15 protein-coding genes are annotated in these 15,649 nt (G+C 40.5%); 6 read left to right on the forward strand and 9 right to left on the reverse strand.

Translation table 11 applies throughout. The annotated features are described in order from the left end of the window. Positions 1 to 58 precede the first annotated feature (58 nt). From RDK53_RS09175 to RDK53_RS09185, 3 genes are read left to right on the forward strand one after another with little or no spacing between them, the layout of a single operon-like run. A complete protein-coding gene (locus RDK53_RS09175; protein WP_308514286.1) occupies positions 59 to 1,618 on the forward strand; it encodes an ESPR domain-containing protein in 1,560 nt (519 codons plus the stop codon). A 32-nt stretch (positions 1,619 to 1,650) separates the two neighbouring features. Beyond that, positions 1,651 to 3,189 carry an ESPR-type extended signal peptide-containing protein gene (locus RDK53_RS09180; RefSeq protein WP_308514287.1) on the forward strand — a complete coding sequence of 513 codons (1,539 nt, stop codon included), beginning with the start codon at positions 1,651 to 1,653 and terminating at the stop codon, positions 3,187 to 3,189. After that, positions 3,186 to 4,127, forward strand: coding sequence for a site-specific integrase (locus tag RDK53_RS09185; protein WP_308514288.1), 942 nt, complete (start codon positions 3,186 to 3,188; stop codon positions 4,125 to 4,127). Before RDK53_RS09180 ends, RDK53_RS09185 begins: the two co-directional genes overlap by 4 nt. An 8-nt stretch (positions 4,128 to 4,135) precedes the next feature. On the opposite strand, the gene RDK53_RS09190 is transcribed toward RDK53_RS09185, so the two are convergent. The 8 genes from RDK53_RS09190 to RDK53_RS09225 form a co-directional block, all read right to left on the reverse strand. Beyond that, a complete protein-coding gene (locus RDK53_RS09190) occupies positions 4,136 to 4,738 on the reverse strand; it encodes a zeta toxin family protein (protein ID WP_308514289.1) in 603 nt (200 codons plus the stop codon). Then, entirely contained in the window at positions 4,731 to 4,964 is a 234-nt protein-coding gene (locus tag RDK53_RS09195) for a hypothetical protein (RefSeq protein WP_308514290.1), read from the reverse strand. The genes RDK53_RS09190 and RDK53_RS09195 overlap by 8 nt, the downstream gene beginning before the upstream one ends. Positions 4,965 to 5,031: 67 nt before the next feature. Next, the gene (locus RDK53_RS09200; RefSeq protein WP_308514291.1) at positions 5,032 to 6,162 is read right to left on the reverse strand and encodes a restriction endonuclease subunit S; all 1,131 of its coding nucleotides are present in this window, start codon (positions 6,160 to 6,162) and stop codon (positions 5,032 to 5,034) included. 11 nt (positions 6,163 to 6,173) lie between these two features. Further along, the gene (locus RDK53_RS09205) at positions 6,174 to 8,171 is read right to left on the reverse strand and encodes an N-6 DNA methylase (protein WP_308514292.1); all 1,998 of its coding nucleotides are present in this window, start codon (positions 8,169 to 8,171) and stop codon (positions 6,174 to 6,176) included. A 17-nt stretch (positions 8,172 to 8,188) separates the two neighbouring features. Next, positions 8,189 to 8,767, reverse strand: a complete 579-nt coding sequence (locus RDK53_RS09210) for a recombinase family protein (RefSeq protein ID WP_308514293.1) — start codon at positions 8,765 to 8,767, stop codon at positions 8,189 to 8,191. 4 nt (positions 8,768 to 8,771) lie between these two features. After that, positions 8,772 to 9,686: a Fic family protein gene (locus RDK53_RS09215; RefSeq protein WP_308514294.1), complete on the reverse strand. Its 915-nt coding sequence runs from the start codon at positions 9,684 to 9,686 to the stop codon at positions 8,772 to 8,774. 1,466 nt (positions 9,687 to 11,152) lie between these two features. Next, positions 11,153 to 11,455 carry a hypothetical protein gene (locus RDK53_RS09220; protein ID WP_308514295.1) on the reverse strand — a complete coding sequence of 101 codons (303 nt, stop codon included), beginning with the start codon at positions 11,453 to 11,455 and terminating at the stop codon, positions 11,153 to 11,155. A gap of 305 nt (positions 11,456 to 11,760) precedes the next feature. Further along, positions 11,761 to 12,195, reverse strand: coding sequence for a hypothetical protein (locus RDK53_RS09225; RefSeq protein WP_308514296.1), 435 nt, complete (start codon positions 12,193 to 12,195; stop codon positions 11,761 to 11,763). Positions 12,196 to 13,559: 1,364 nt separating this feature from the next. Between RDK53_RS09225 and RDK53_RS09230 the strand changes: the two genes are divergently transcribed. From RDK53_RS09230 to RDK53_RS09240, 3 genes are read left to right on the forward strand one after another with little or no spacing between them, the layout of a single operon-like run. Beyond that, on the forward strand, positions 13,560 to 13,838 hold the full coding sequence (locus tag RDK53_RS09230) for a type II toxin-antitoxin system RelE/ParE family toxin (RefSeq protein ID WP_308514297.1): 279 nt from the start codon (positions 13,560 to 13,562) through the stop codon (positions 13,836 to 13,838). Continuing rightward, positions 13,838 to 14,140 carry a HigA family addiction module antitoxin gene (locus RDK53_RS09235; protein ID WP_308514298.1) on the forward strand — a complete coding sequence of 101 codons (303 nt, stop codon included), beginning with the start codon at positions 13,838 to 13,840 and terminating at the stop codon, positions 14,138 to 14,140. The genes RDK53_RS09230 and RDK53_RS09235 overlap by 1 nt, the downstream gene beginning before the upstream one ends. A 19-nt stretch (positions 14,141 to 14,159) precedes the next feature. Next, positions 14,160 to 14,744: a LysE family transporter gene (locus tag RDK53_RS09240; protein ID WP_308514299.1), complete on the forward strand. Its 585-nt coding sequence runs from the start codon at positions 14,160 to 14,162 to the stop codon at positions 14,742 to 14,744. A 76-nt stretch (positions 14,745 to 14,820) separates the two neighbouring features. Here the strand turns inward: RDK53_RS09240 and RDK53_RS09245 are convergent, their stop codons facing one another. Beyond that, on the reverse strand, positions 14,821 to 15,612 hold the full coding sequence (locus tag RDK53_RS09245) for an enoyl-ACP reductase (protein WP_308514300.1): 792 nt from the start codon (positions 15,610 to 15,612) through the stop codon (positions 14,821 to 14,823). Between the last annotated feature and the right edge of the window lie 37 nt (positions 15,613 to 15,649).

Genomic DNA, 15,649 nt, shown 5'->3' on the forward strand with positions numbered 1-15,649 from the left:
AGGTGTTTGTAACGGACAAGTCGGAAGACAAGTCCAGTAACCGTAAGGTAATTTACTTATGAACAAAATATTTAAGAAGATTTGGAACAAATCCAGAGGCTGCTTTGTTGCGGTCAGTGAAGTTGCATCCGCCGCAAGTAAGAAAGGCGGAGAAAATGTTTTAGTTATAGGTTTGTTGGCTGTGATTCCTTCTTTTGGAGCAGCTGGCACCCTAACCATTAATTCCGATTGGCACGTCTCTCAGCAGGAGGGAATGACCATCAATATGCATCACCTACAAGATGAGAATGTAATCGTTAACGGTAACTATTACATGGACTCGACTTGTGCTTTTTATCTTGCTGATCAATCAAAGGTTGGAGGTTTGCCGATTGGAAACCTCCAAGTCAACGGAAGTTTTTATCTCCAATTTCCTTCAATTGATCCATATCCTCAGAATCCGACGGGATACACATTGGCCCATGTGCATTTAAAAGATGCAACGGGAACATTGAACATCCGAGATAATTTCTACATTTCCAGTATTTCTTACTTGCATACTTCCAACTTTTTCGAGGATAAGTCTGGAAAAGCTACAAGCTATTTAAAGGTTGGAGGCACTACAACTATTGAGAACGGTGGCTCTATAAATGCTCCGGGTACCTACGGTGTTTCGAGTCAGTTCGCTGAGTCCACACACGTTCTCAATGTTCTTGATCTTTATGGAAGTTACCACGGCCACGGCGGATCTATTAACACAAAATATTCCCGAACAATTGCAGTCGGAAACTTGCGGAACGGCGGATACTTCGGCCAAGGCTCGAACACTCCGAATGGCTTTGATAATGTTTATTTTGGAACATTGAACCTTTTCAGCGGGTCTACTTTAGGAAATAACGGGGCTCTGGTTATAGGTGCAATGGAGCAAAACAAGGTCGCTGTAGGGAATGTGCTCAACCTAAACGGCGGAGCAATTCATAACCGGGACGGCTTAGTTCAACACCAGGGCACGATAAATGTTAACTCTGCCTATGATTTTTCAAATTTCGTACAAAACGGCGGAACTTTAAACAACAATAATTCCCTTACTCTTACTGATGTCACTCTTAACGGCGGTAGCCTTAATAACAACAATACGCTGACTCTTAGAGGGAATGTAGTAACCAATGGAAGATTGGCTTTAAAGGGAACCATAAATAATCAAGGTTCTTGGGTCGAAAATAGTCCGATAGTTTTACAAGGTACCTTCAACAATAGTGGAACTTTCGTTACTGCCGGCTTATGGAACTTTCAAAATGGCTCGAAGTTTAATAATGCAGGAACTCTTCAAACAAATAACGCCTCCAACGTATTTGACTCTTTAGGCAGCCAAGGCCAGACAGCATTGACAACCGTCAGCAGGAATGCGCAATTGCCGGAAGAAGCGAAGACGGCATTGACTGACTTATTCCGCCATTACGTTCCCGGAAGCGTTGCTCAGAATCTGGTTGACCACGCCACATTTAGCGGCGGGAAAGTCATCGTTACCGGCGTCAATCTGACCCAGACGCAGGCAGACGATTTGAAGAAAGAATTCAAATCAAAGTTTTTTCTCCTTCCAACAGAAATTTCCGCCAGCACTTTTCAACAAGAGTGCTAACTGAAGTTTCTGTATTTATTTCAGGAGAAAAAATGAACAAGATATTCAAAAAAATCTGGAATAAGGCAAGAGGGTGCTTTGTGGCAGTTAGTGAGGTTGCTGCAGCCTCAAGTAAAAAAGGCGGGAAAAATGCCTTGGTTGGAACAATTGCTTTCCTCTTACCTTTAACCTCATATGCAGTACAAACCATTAACGGTGATGTCGAACTTGGAACACTTAAAGAGAACGTCAAAAACACTCTGAGAGACAGTTACATTATCAATGGAAATGCAACCGCTTCTGCTGATTCTCTTCATGTTTCATGGACTTCAAAAGACTTTCGTGGCATGGAAGATCAAACTTTGACCGTAAATGGCAACCTGACTGTAACCAGCCCTTACATGGTGATAACTCACAGAGGAGATGGGGCATCCCAAATCACTGGAGGGTTACACGTTCGTGACAATCTTTATTTGGATGCGGGATTGTTACGTGTCGGCAGTGGAAATTCTCACGACGGAGGCACTGTAAACACTTCATTTTCTGTTGGCGGAACTTTGAGGGTTGCTCAAGGGGCAACCATTGACAATAGGTCAGATTATTTCTACGTCCATTTAAATATGTCGGCAGGCACCTTGGACTTTTCAGGTAATCTTGATATTTCCACCGTTGAAACTGGGACGATTAATTATGGGAACATGATTGTTCGTAACGGTTCATACAAGCAAACTAACAACGTCCAAACCTATGCTTCCAATTCCTTATCACTTTTAGGAGGCAGTCTTACTAACGAATCTTCGTTGGTCGTCGGAGTGAAAAGCGGTCAATTTTCTGTTGGCAATTCGCTTACTTTAGGTGGCGGTAATTTAACTAACAGAAATTTATTGACTCAGATAGCCGGAAATATCAACATAACAGGCGGCAGTTATGACTTCGGCACTTTCAATAAGAGCAACGGTACTCTTGGCAACGCCGGCACTTTAACTGTGACTCAATTCAACCAGTCCGGCGGTTCTGCTTCTAACACAGGAAACCTGACTATTGGCAATGCTGATCTATACGGTTCATTGACCTCCAGCGGAACGTTAGCTCTCACTGGTAATGTCATCAGCAGAGGAAACTTGTCTTCGACAGGAACGCTAAATAACCGTGGCAGCTGGACGGAAACTAATGCATTCACTATTGCCGGCAATCTCAACAACACCGGAGCAATCAACTTCCAGAATGGTTTTGCGCTTGCTGCCGGTTCAAAGTTGAATTCCTCCGGCACTATTCAAACCAACAATGCCTCAAATATCTTTGACTCCTTAGGCAGTCAAGGACAAACGGCATTGACGACCGTTAGTATGAATGCCCAATTGCCGGAAGAAGCAAAGACGGCATTGACTGACTTATTCCGTCACTATGTTCCCGGAAGCGTTGCTCAGAATCTGGCTGAACACGCCACGTTTACCGGCGGAAAAGTCATCGTTACCGGCGTCAATCTGACCCAAACTCAGGCAGATGATTTGAAGAAAGAATTCAAATCAAAGTTTGTTGTCTTTGAGTTTTATAGACTTTCTTCTTTTTCTTCCTCCCGGAGAACCAAATGAGCGAATCAGAAAATGTACTGTCCCTTCCTTCCTGCCGTTCAAATTTATTTAATCCGGCCGATTCATATGTAAGAACTTTGGGATCGAAGCGTTCTCAGACAACGGTAGAAAATTGCGTCCGAAATATTGCAAAAATCTTGGGTCACTCTTCCTATGACAGAGTTGAATGGTCCAAATTGAGAAGGAGTCACTGGCAAAAAATTTTAGGTGCTCTTGAAGAGAAAGGGTGCTCTCCTTCAACTAAAAATCTTTACTTAACTGTGTTCAAAGGAGTTGCTAAGGAGGCATGGTCTAATGATTTGCTTCCGCAGTCGGCTTATCTGAAAATCAGCAGTCTGAAAAGTTTGAAATTTGAAAGACTTCCCAAGGGCCGCAGTTTAGACTTGGAAGAAGGAAGAAGACTCTTAGAGTCTTGTTTCAACGGCACTACAAAAGGCTTCCGTGACCGAGCCATTTTTGCCGTAATGATGGGCTGCGGGCTGCGCAGGGCTGAAGTCGTCTCTTTGAAACTTGCAAACTGGAATTGTATTGATAGAAGTTTTTCTTTTATCGGCAAAGGAAACAAAGAGAGGCGGGTTTATCTACCGAAGAATTTAGATAAGTACATTGATGAGTGGCTTATAAAAAGAGGACTGGAAGCCGGAACTTTTTTTCCTCCTATTTGTCAAGGGGAAAAAACAGACAAATTAAAATTGGACAAGGAGCTAACTTCTACTTCAATTTACCGGTTGTTGATGAATCAAGCAGATTTTGCCGACTTGGGAAAAATCCGCCCGCATGATTTACGCCGTACTTTTGCAACACGGATGCTGGAAGCCGGCAGCGACCTCTTTATATTGCAGAAAGCGATGGGCCACTCTTCAGTGGCTACCACCGCTCGCTATGACTATCGCAACGAACAAAGCCGCCAGAAGGTATGTAAAGAACTTAGTTTTTAATGTTGCTCCTATCTTTCGGCTTCTTTGCTCTTTATCCGGATAGCCGTTATAAATTCTTGTACCCAACCTTGCGGGGGACGGCATCGGATTACCTTTTTATCCTTAATGAGGACTGCCAAAAAAGGCTTAGAGCGATTGTTATCCACGACATATAATCTGTCGCAGAGTTCGACCATAGTCTGGTAATTCATTTTTAATCTTATTTCTCTTCTGAGAACATCTTCTTTGTTGACCGCATGGCCTCCCAAACTTACTCTTTGTCGAATTCTTTGATAATTAATAGCTGAGTTATTAACTCCGACTAGAACTCCATTAATTTTGTAACCCTTAGATTTGGCCTCCTCTAAAACTCGGAATTCAGATTTTCCGGAGAAGGTGCTTTCAAAAGCGAAAGAAATATTTAAATCAAGACAAGCCTGTCTTTTCCTTAATGCCGTCTTAGCACCTTTGACGAAATCTCCGTTGAATCCTTCTGTTAATACATCAGGATTAATATAAACAAGAGAGGAGAGGGAGGGAACTTTAGCTTTTGCCAGCTGATAAACCGTCGATTTCCCAGCTCCGTTCACTCCGGCAAAAAAAACAATCTGCGGTCTGTCGCTCTTATACATATTCGATTACTACTCGACCGTCGGGATATTCAGTTATCACTTTCTTAGGATCCTCAAGATCCCCGTAGGTCACAGGAACTCCTTTTGAAAAATGTTTTTTCCTTATCGTATCGGCAATGGAATCGTCCTTACCCATATCTCCCAGAGCATTTTCGAGCTGAGTCTCCAGTACCTTATTAGCCATTTTGTTTTGGAGAGCTATTACTTCCTTTGTCACTTTGTCCATACTTTTTCAATTACCTTAATCATTCCAATAGTGCTTTATTCTCTAGAGCAAAATGCAGAGCGATTATCTATTTAATGGCTTGCTTACTTTTTTCAATGTACTCATTCTTGAATTTCACAAAATCCGCAATAACCAGTTTCTTTACTGCTTTAATAAACGCCTCCATGTAATTCCAATCAGGTTCTTTATTATCATTGAGAGGAAAAGAAATCTTTTCGTTTTCTAGAGCATCTTGAGAGAAAGAAGAACTCCCCCAGGAGTAAAGAGAAAAAGATTTTTGTAACGTAGCAACAAGAAATAATCCAGTTTCTTCATTCAGTTCTTGCTCTTTTGCTTTAAAGACTTTAATTTTGTCTCCGGTAAAAAATTCCTTATCTTGATAATAAGCAGTGGCAGTATCTTGTCCAAAAGAGATTGTTCTTGCTTCATTTAGATACACTGGATTTTGATCTATGTAGCCTCGAATGCCGTTGGCCGAAGACCCTCTGGCTACATAGGGGAAACTGCCTCCAAACTTAACAGAATTGGCATTAAATTTTTTCTTTGATTGTTCCACCAGAAAAAGTTCGTTAACTTTGAAGGAAGAATAGTTCGGAGGGTTTTTTAAAATCTGTAACTCATCATCCGATAGTTCGTAATCATTTAGTCCAGCAACTTTCAAATAAGTATCGAGTTCTCGAATGTAATCTTCCTCGAGTTCTCGAATGTAATCTTCCTCGAGTTCTCGAATGTAATCTTCCATGAATTGGAGATCCAACTGATCTTTATCGTTAACCGGAAGATTTATTGAGTCCTTCTCCATTCTCTTCAAATGCCATTTAAAACCGTATCCATAGCTTTTCCCTAGTTTTCTAAGGGCCGTAATAATATACAAAGCAATTCGATGAGTTAGCTCAAAGTTGGGATAAAGAACATTGATGTCATCTGAGGCCCAATAAGACAGTGGCTGATAAAAAGCCTCCCCAACACTTCCGTTATAAGAAACTGAAATTGTGTTACCTGAGTGAAGATTTGTATTGTTTCCTACAGTTCCCGTTTTGCCATTATTTTGAGCGGAAGCACCAATAAAAGGTATTGATCCTTTAATCATTTGTGCTTTGGTCAAACGAGTACCTTTTTTTAAAGTAAAAATATCTGAGATTAAGAAATCACCAAATCTACCCCCGTTTTTCTTGAAGTTATTTTCAAGCTCTAACAAACGGGGGTTCGTTATTTTCCCAAGGAAGAATCTCCTCTTTGGATGATTTCCGATACTTTCCAAGACAAATAATCTTTGACAGCTTGCTTGAAGTCTTCCAACGAAGGTTTGTTATCTATCTTGACATGTTGAGAAAAAGTCCAATCGTTGCCGGCTAAAGAAATAGTATCTTTAATGAGTTTCCCGTTGGCTTCAGTATAGTAGTCCGTAGAAGTTTTTCTGTTTAAAACTCGAGCAACTAGCTCAACATAGCGGCCTTTAGCATCATCTGTATCTCGGAGATTAACGTCTTGACCAGATTTCTTTCGGTTCATTCTGGTATACCCATCCTCCGTGAAATCTATAAAAGTTACTAGATTGTCTGCATTGTGAGGTTTACCCGCTTCAAAAAGGTAAATGGCAGTTTGGACTGATGCCTTACCGGAAAAGAGATCTAGGGGCATCTTAATACTTGCGATTAGTGAACTTTTCTCTAATATTTTTGCCGGATAAATTCCACCATTACCTGCGCCAGCATTCTCCTGAATCAAAACACATGCAAAACCTTTTTGCATTTTTGAAAGAGCTTTTTCTACGAAGTTGAATCCTTTCCCATCTGCTGAGTATGGCGGATTAAGAAGAAAAACAGTAGCAGGAAAGTCTATTGTCGTTGTCAAACTGTCGGAATGTTGAAGATTAGAAGAACCGTCACCTACCAATACCATATTCATCACAGCCAACATGAAAATAGTATCTAGAATTTCGATCCCGCAAATTTGTTCGGATTTAATTTTTTTTATCTTTTCTTTCAGGAGCTCCTGATCTGAAATCGAATCTTTTGCATCCTGGAGCATAATTTCCAGTGCCGAAACTAAGAAACCTGCTGAACCCATTGCAGAGTCTAGGACAAATGAATCTTTATTGGTCTGAGCCAACCGAGCCATCAGGTTTGTCACATATCTCGGCGTAAGTACAACATCATTCAACTTGTCCGTACTAATATTTGCCCACTCGCTGAGTTTGTTAAAAATCTTCCCGGTAAAGTCCAGATGCAGCCTAGAATTGAAATAGGGAATTACGTCGGACAAAACTTGTGCAAATAAAGTCTTAAATTTGCTTTCTCCATTAACCGGCTTATACAATTTTTCGTTACTAAATATATTGCCCAGTAAGTTGAGAATAATTTGTCGTTTTTCGTCGGGCGTTCCTCTATCTTTCAAAAACTCTTCTATGCGGGTGTACAGGGTCAGTCCGTCGTTATTTCTTGCCGATTTATTTCCCTTCAAATCGGCAGGAGTTAAGTTCGCCACGTCCTTAATAGGGAGAGCTGCCATAATCAAACCGCAGAACAGATAAAGTTTTTGATCGGTATTTAGAAGAGGTTTAAGAACTACATCGTCATAAAGGCTCTGGTGAATTTTTTGAATACTTTTCTCTAAACTCGACTCGGCTTCTTTTTTTAATTTTTCTAACTCTTCTTCCGATAAATTCACCTTATCTAACAGATCAACAAGGTGCTCCAAATTGGTTTCCTTAAACAAAGAAAAATCCGTTACGTCATCCAATAATTTTGGATACAACTCATTATTGCGAGAGAGATAAAAGGCTTGAAACTCTGTTTCTAGAGAACCGTCCGGTTTTTTATACCCGTTCAATCCAACTGCAATTACCTCTTCGTAATCAGAGTGCTGAAGAACCACCTTAGCGTAATGCACAGCTCCGTTGACTGCATAGCCAGTTACCGCCGCAGTAGACTGATCAATATTTTTAGATTTATCAAGTTTGATAAGCTTGTTTTTTAAACCCTTAACCTCAATCATCACAGGGATGGGTCTTTGATTTTGTGTCTCCAGAAAAACCTTGATATCTGGAAAGTTTCCTCCGTCTTTATTAGCCTTTGATGGGCCTTTTTTTAATGCATTATCAATAGAAGGGTTAATGGGTTCAGTCTTAGTAAAGTACTTAACCTTTAATTTTTTTAATTCTTCCTTGAAGATATCTTCTACTTGTTCTTCTACACTTTTTGCCATAATTATTTCCAGTTTTTTTAAATCTTCCACTCATAGCCGGACGGCTTTTTCTTTGCGTACTTATACAAAGTACTTTGCGCAACTCCCAGCTGCTTTGCTACTTTTCCCATAGGCAGCCCATTCTCAACCAGAACTTTTGCGCTTTTCAAAATTTCCGAATCTATAGGTTTTCGTCCTTTAAAAGCTCCTCTTTCCTTTGCCTTTGCAATTCCCTCTTTTTGTCTTTCGAGAATAAGAGAACGTTCAAATTGTGCAACGGCTCCCAGCAGATGAAGCAGCAGCACCGACATAGGATTCTTTTCCTTGTCTGGGCTGAATTCAATAGACTCTTTCTTAAACTTTACGGTCACTCCTCTTTTATTGAAAGTTTCAACCAGAGTAAGAAGATCTTGTAAGTTGCGTGCGAGTCGGTCCATACTATGGACATAAACAATATCACCGGCAGAAACCTTTTCTAGAAGACAATGCAGTTGAGGCCGATCAGTATTCTTTCCGGACGCCTTATCAATGAAGGTCTGATCTAAGGCGATTCCATCCAATTGCCGGGCAGTATTTTGATCAACTGAACTTACCCGGATGTAACCCAAATTTGCCAAAGCTTTACCTTTCTAGTTCGATTAATGGTCTAGGGAAATCTTTTCTTTGTTGAGGCGTATAGAGTTCCTTCAAGTTATTTTCAAAGAACTTAAACATACCGTTAGCATCACCAGTTTCATAGAATTTCCCAAGTTCTTTATGAAATAGTTCGGCTTCACGATTTAAGACGGTTATGGGAAAATAACCATCTTTCATTAAGCAGCCGTTCATCATCAAAGAGGCCGTTCTTTTATTGGCATCGTAGAAGGGTTGAGTTCTTGCCATGAACAAAAAAGTTGCAATAGCTCTTTCCGCAGGAGATTTAATTTCCTTTGTCAGATAATTAAACCCTCCCTCTAAAATCTGGGATAGATTTTCTGTCGGCGGTACATATTTAATGTTATGGAGAGATACTGCTTTATTTCTGATTACTCCCCATTCAAGCGCATCTTCCTTCGCAACAAAAGAATGTATGAGACAAGCAGATTTAATACTTAAAGAAAATTCATCGTTAAACAGTTGCAAAATTAAATTTTTACAGCCGTCTCCGTAATTTTTCACTTGCATTAAGTCAAAAATACTTATACCTCCAACAGATTGGCCTTCGAGAATTGTAGCTGTCTGTGGCAGAGTCGTTGGGTTGTTTTCAAGACTTCTCATGCAATTCCAAGTAATTTCAACCAGATTCTTCTTGAATATTGCACAAGCCTTTTTTGTATCTCCAATGTACGGCAGATCTAGATCAAATGAGCCTGTATTCCAAAACATACCGTTAAGTTCTTTTTGCATTCCTATATATCCGCCGGTAAAGAGGCTTGTTTTTCTATTTAGACTCTTTAAGTTAATCAGAATTTTTCCATTTTTAATGATTATAGACTCTAAATAGAAGAATTCTCCCGGTGATATTTTTCTAAATGAAGTGTACTTAAAAAGAATCAAAGCTCTTCTCTTCGTAACTTATTCCGGCAGCCAAACTTTCAGAGAATCTTAAAAATCTTCACCTTCAAAAATAAAAATTACCTAAATTTTTTTAAAGAAAATGGTGACATTTTGGTGACATTGAATAATCTTTATTCGTAACCTTTTGATTTTATTATAGTTTGTATTACCACCCCTTCCGCCAGAATCTAATCCCAATTAGCTTCTCAATTGCCTCATAAGGTCTTAAAAAGCCTTAAAAATCATACAGTTTTTGACATTCAATTTTTTTAATTTTTTTCTCAATAAGAGTCATATGACTCAGCGTATTTTCATTAAATCGTGGACGAAATGGTGTGAAAAATGGTGTGAAAAATTTTGATGACCGTATCTTGCACACCATACTTTGAAGGAACTAATATGAGTCTTAACACTGCTTTGAAAATCTAGAAAAGTCTTCGAGTATGTAAATTACTAAAACCTTCTTAAACCAAATCAAAAACTTGAGGCTTCCATCGGTTTGCTGTAAGATATAAACAAAAAATCGGAGCAAGTACTGTCGCCCGCGAATAAAATAACGCGGAATCTTTCGAGGGTGGTAATAGTGCAGTCTCTCCGATTTTTCTTTTCTTCGCATTCGTTAGAAAAAAGCTGCATTTGAGGCAGTCGTTACTCACGATACCTTTTCTATCATCAAGACCATTCGGCATAGGAGGAAGATTTTCTTCTGTCTTTACTCCTGCGGCTTTGGTTCTGGATCGGAGCTGAGATACGTACTCTCCTATCAGCTCTTTCCTGTAAGGGGACTCCCCCAGAGTATTGATTCTTACCTTATCTTGCTCCGTTAAATATGCATAACTTTGTGCAAAGGACGGAAAACTCAGGACACTTGCCCCTGTCAAGAACAGCACCCAGGCAGTTTTGGATTTTCTAATGCTCAAAAACATGAGATTCAGGTATTTTTGTTTGTATATCTCTTCATTATGAAAAAGACCTGACAGCTCTCATGTAAAGTTCTCTATCCAAAAATACCCTCTATCTTCTCCTATTTTCGGAATTGAACAACGAAACGTCTTTTTAGTTAATCTAGGTTTACTTTTATCCTCTGGAAGAATTGGAGCAAGAAAGGATTTTAAGGGGACCTTTTTCTTCTTTCAGACGCTTCTTTTCCTTCGGCGAAAATGACTATTTTTTAAAGATCCGCCGTACAAACTCGCGAAATCCATTCTGTGTTTAATTCACTCAAAGCCAGTGAGCACCGCAAGCTTTATTTCGAAGCACATAATGAATGCGAACAACATTATTTTTTTGTCAATCGTGAAATATAGGCTGAACAAATAACAATGTCGAACTCGGAGTCCTAAAGAATGAGAATTCTGATGGAGATGGACGATGGCACTTTTTTGTGGCCACATAAACATACAGCCACTTTCTTCTAACCAAAAAGCCCGCTTCTTACAGCGGGCGAAAACTATTGAAAAGCAAAACTAAAACAAAGACTTCTTGGAGGTAATGGTTGTACGGATTCTGCCATCCATCGAAGTGATGGAGGTATTAATTGTTGTACTTCTTCTTTCCGAAGTAGGAATTTCTGAGAGGGCTGCGACTTGAGAGATTGCATGGTTGACTTCGGTATCGTGAAGAATACCTGACTGTTTTGCAGATTCAAGAGTAGCAGCAACCTCAATTCTTTTTTGCATGGCGAATTTAGCCAATTCTAATTTTGAGCTCTCTGGCAAGTCTGCAACAAGAGAGCCAACTATGTTTTGTAAAGTTAATTCATTGCTCATTTGTTATCGCTTAGAAGGAAGAAAGGATTAAAAATAGAAGAACGATTCCAATTACGTAATACCAGAAATGCGAAGGTTCGTCACGATATATTCTAAATGTAAGGCTTCCGTTACTAAATTTCAATGTAGTCCGAAATTCTCCATATTTATCAGGGTCGTTATAGAAGGCCACCATTTGGTTGAGAATGCCAGGGATGCGGGTTTTAAGTTGCTCATCCAGCTGGTTCTTTTTTTCTGCTTCAACAATGCTGAGAATTGCCTGTGTTGCTGTGGCTTCGTTATCGTAAAGCCAAACAAGGGTTCTTTTAAAATCCGAGGGGGAGCTCTGGCATACGTGCTGTTTGAGGCCTTAAAAACTGGGCTATTTTATTTTGAGCTGTTTGAAGTTGTGGCTCTAACGGTTCCGTTACCAGAAAACGAATATCCTCCTGACCATAGGAGAGATACATTGAGGAAATATATGGCTTGGCAATTAACTCAACTAGCTTTATCTTTTGACTTGTTTCTAGATATTTCGGAGCAATCCTAATGAGCCTTTCTTTAGTCTTGGTTGCAGGAACCACCGAACCGTTTTTCCAATAGAGATGGGTCTCGTTAGCGTATCTTTCGGTATCAGGACCAAAATATCTACCTAATTCAGCAGTGTATTGATACCATTTATAAGAAGGTAAATTAAAAACTGCATCAAGGACGAACCGTTGGGCGTCTCTAGGTAATCTGTAGAAAACGTTATCATTCATATAAAAACAGTTATTACATTTTGTAATAATCCTATCCCCTGGAAATTTCGGAGGTCAATAAGTGAAACCTTGGTGTCACAAAAACCCGCCGTACAAAACCTTACAATGCTCTAACAGTCTCAAGCAGTTTTGGCTAAAAACCTCGCATAAACGTTTTCCCTTAATACCTACACGTTTTATATATCTGACAACTAAAAACTAAACTGTATGGAAAATAAGCACTTATATACAAAAGGTAGATAAATGCCGGAGAAGAACCATCAATTCCTGAGCTTTTTTCACACGACTCTCCCCTAGCGATATTTTTGTTCGGCGAGACGCTTCGGCGTACTCAAAAAATCATTGAGGGCAAGGAATTTAAGTTCGGAGAGTTTGTTTTTGAGCTTATCTCCAGTCTTTTTGTCGGCATTATTTTTTACCTTCTTGCAAGGGGTTTAGGAGCGCTGACTTCATTGGCGTTGGAATTTCCGCGACCATATCTCACTTTGGAACAAAAGCCTTGTCAAGTCGGAATGATTTCCCTGTTTAGAAAGGATTAAGACTCATGCTGTAGGTACTTTATGCCATAAGGCAAAGGTTGGAACGACTTTCCTATTTTGATGGACGTGTACGTGGGTTCAAATTTGTGGCCAGTGAGCCCCAAAGAGATCTTCAAGTGCATCGTTCACTAAAAATCGGCTGGTAAACCCGCAAAGATCGGCAGGACGCCCACCCTTCTTCTCTGTCTCTCTATCTTGCTAAATCTTCTTTCCTAGAAGGAATTGAGTAATCGTTTTTTAAGAGTGAAAAAACTCAGACTTAATGTGGTTAGATGCCGGAAGAAGAGTGATCTCCATGCCAGAAAAGACTACCTTGTGGATCGGCTGCCGGAAAAAGTGGAATGCCAGTCGGAAAATAGTGGATTTTGCAAAAGTGCCATCAACCCTCTCCATCAGAATTCTTACATACAAGCTCTTCTTTTCCAACTTTACCTCCTTAGACCATGATGTAATCGTCCCATTTGGGATATTCCAAAGTGGCTTTTTTGACGGCTTTTGGCTCGACTACCCACAAATGTAAGATCGGAATGAATAAAGTAAGAAGCCTCGTCCGAAAGGACGGGAGTTCATCTCTCAAGGAACAGCAAAAAAATATCCCAGTCACTACCAGACGCAGAATGAGGCGCCTTTAATCACGGTTCACAACCTTCGGAAACGGCGGAATTAGGTAACTCAAGAATGCCGAATTACCTTGGGTGCGTCGCCCGAATTTTTTGGATTTCCTGGCCGGTTTTAGTGAGCGTTGTCGAGCCTCATTTCCTTTTTAGTGTTGCGCAACACGCAACATATAAGTATAATGAATACATTTAATAAGTATATGCGACAATGATTAAAAGCTGGTTCCACAAAGGACTCCAAAAATTCTTTGAAACAGGCTCGAAAGCTGGTATTCAAGCTGCCCATGCAGAGAAACTATCGGAACGCCTATTCTTGTTGAACCGAATAAAAGACGTGCAAGAAATGAACTTACCTTCGTACCGTCTCCACCAGCTCAAGGGGGATAGGAGCGACATCTGGTCTGTAAGAGTCTCCGGCAACTGGCGCCTTACCTTTCAATTTATTGACGGCGATGCTTATGTAATTAATTACGAGGATTATCATTGATGACTACTATGTTCAATCCACCACATCCGGGAAAAATCGTAGCCGAACAACTTGAATTCCTGAATGTCAGTATCCGTGAATTTGCCCGTAACATTGGCGTTGCTCCCAGTTCTGTTTCCAGAATTATCAAGGGGAAGTCCCCTATCACTGCAACAATGGCCGTTCGTTTTTCCTCCGCTCTACCGGGCCCAACACCTGAAACTTGGCTCGCAATGCAGTCAGAGTACGACGCGTGGCAGGCTCGGCAAATTGTAAACACTTCTCTTATCAAGAAATACGAACCTCTTAACCAGCACGCCTAGTCCTCTCCCAGAGAATCCCATGTTTTCTCTTCCGACTTTTATCTTTTATTGCTTTACATCGACTATCACGCCAGGACCAAACAATTTAATGTCAATGTCATGGGGAATGAGAGTTGGATTCTTTAAAGCGCTGCCGTTCAATTTAGGAGTTATTACCGGCTTTTTTGCAGTAATGCTTCTTTGCTGTATTGGATGCGCTGCTTTAAACAGCCTAATCCCGGAAATCATGGGCCCCATGAAAATTTTGGGAACCCTTTATCTGGTTTGGCTGGCATGGAAGATCTTGAAAGCAGTTTATAGTCTTAAGCCATTTGAAATAGATAAGAAAAAAGCCTTTATCTCCGGATTCTGCCTTCAGTTTGTCAACGTAAAAATTATGGTCTACGGCATCGTTTCAATGCAGACCTTTATTCTTCCGCATTTCACGGATCCATGGATATTGGCAGGATTTTCTTTCTTCTTAGCCGCAATGGGTTCAGGCTGCAATTTAATCTGGTCAGCCTTCGGATCCGCCTTTGCTCACCTCTTCTCTCAATACACACGTCCGGTGAATGCGGTCCTGGCTCTTTCTTTGCTTTTTTGTGCAGGTTCTCTTTGGATTTAAGGGAAAAACTAAGATCTCGTAAAACCTCTCCGTCCTTTCGGACGGAGGTTTTTCTGTGAGAGAGTTGCCTCTAGGATCATTCGTCCTTCAGAAGACGTCCGGCAACCTTATTGAAGCCGCCGTCAATGTAAACGGTCTCAGCTGTAATGCCAAAAGATTTTTCCGACAGAAGGAATGCGGCTAAATTACCAACTTCTTCTGTGCTAACTAAGCTTCTTAACAGGCTCAAATCCTTAGCCAGTTTCATCAAAAGTCCGAAATCTTTAATGCCGCTGGCTGCTAGAGTTTTAATCGGTCCGCAAGAAATACTGTTGGCCCGGATGCCTCTTTCTCCAAGATCGGCAGCAATGTAACGGGTAACGGATTCCAGCGCAGACTTGCAGATAGCCATCGTGTTGTAGTTCGGCACAATCTTCTCAGCACCGAGATAGCTCATTGTGATAATAGAAGCTCTCTCTCTAAGAAGCGGACTAAATGCTTTTGCTAAAGCCGCATAGGAATAAACTGAAACATTCATAGCCTGAAGAAAACCTTCTCTGGAAATGCCTTCCAAAAAACTGCCTTCAATGCATTCCCGAGGCGCCCAAGCAATAGAATGAACAAATCCGTCAAAGCCTCCAGACCATTTTTCTTTAAGAGCAGAAGCAGCTGCGTCAATGGAATCATCGGAAGTCACATCCATCTTGATGACATCACCTGCACTGAAATCATTGGCAAAACCTTGAACTCTGTCCTTAAATCTCTCATTGTTGTAAGTAAGCGTCAGTTGTGCACCCTCTTCAAAACAAACCTTGGCTATCCCATAGGAAATAGAACGTTGAGAAGAGATGCCAGTAATAAGTATTCTTTTGCCTTCAAGTAATTTCATAATGCAATTCAAATAATTTAGCCTAGGCTGAACGTTG

The sequence above is a fragment of the uncultured Turicimonas sp. genome, assembly GCF_902477955.1.
Lineage (GTDB): Bacteria > Pseudomonadota > Gammaproteobacteria > Burkholderiales > Burkholderiaceae_F > Turicimonas.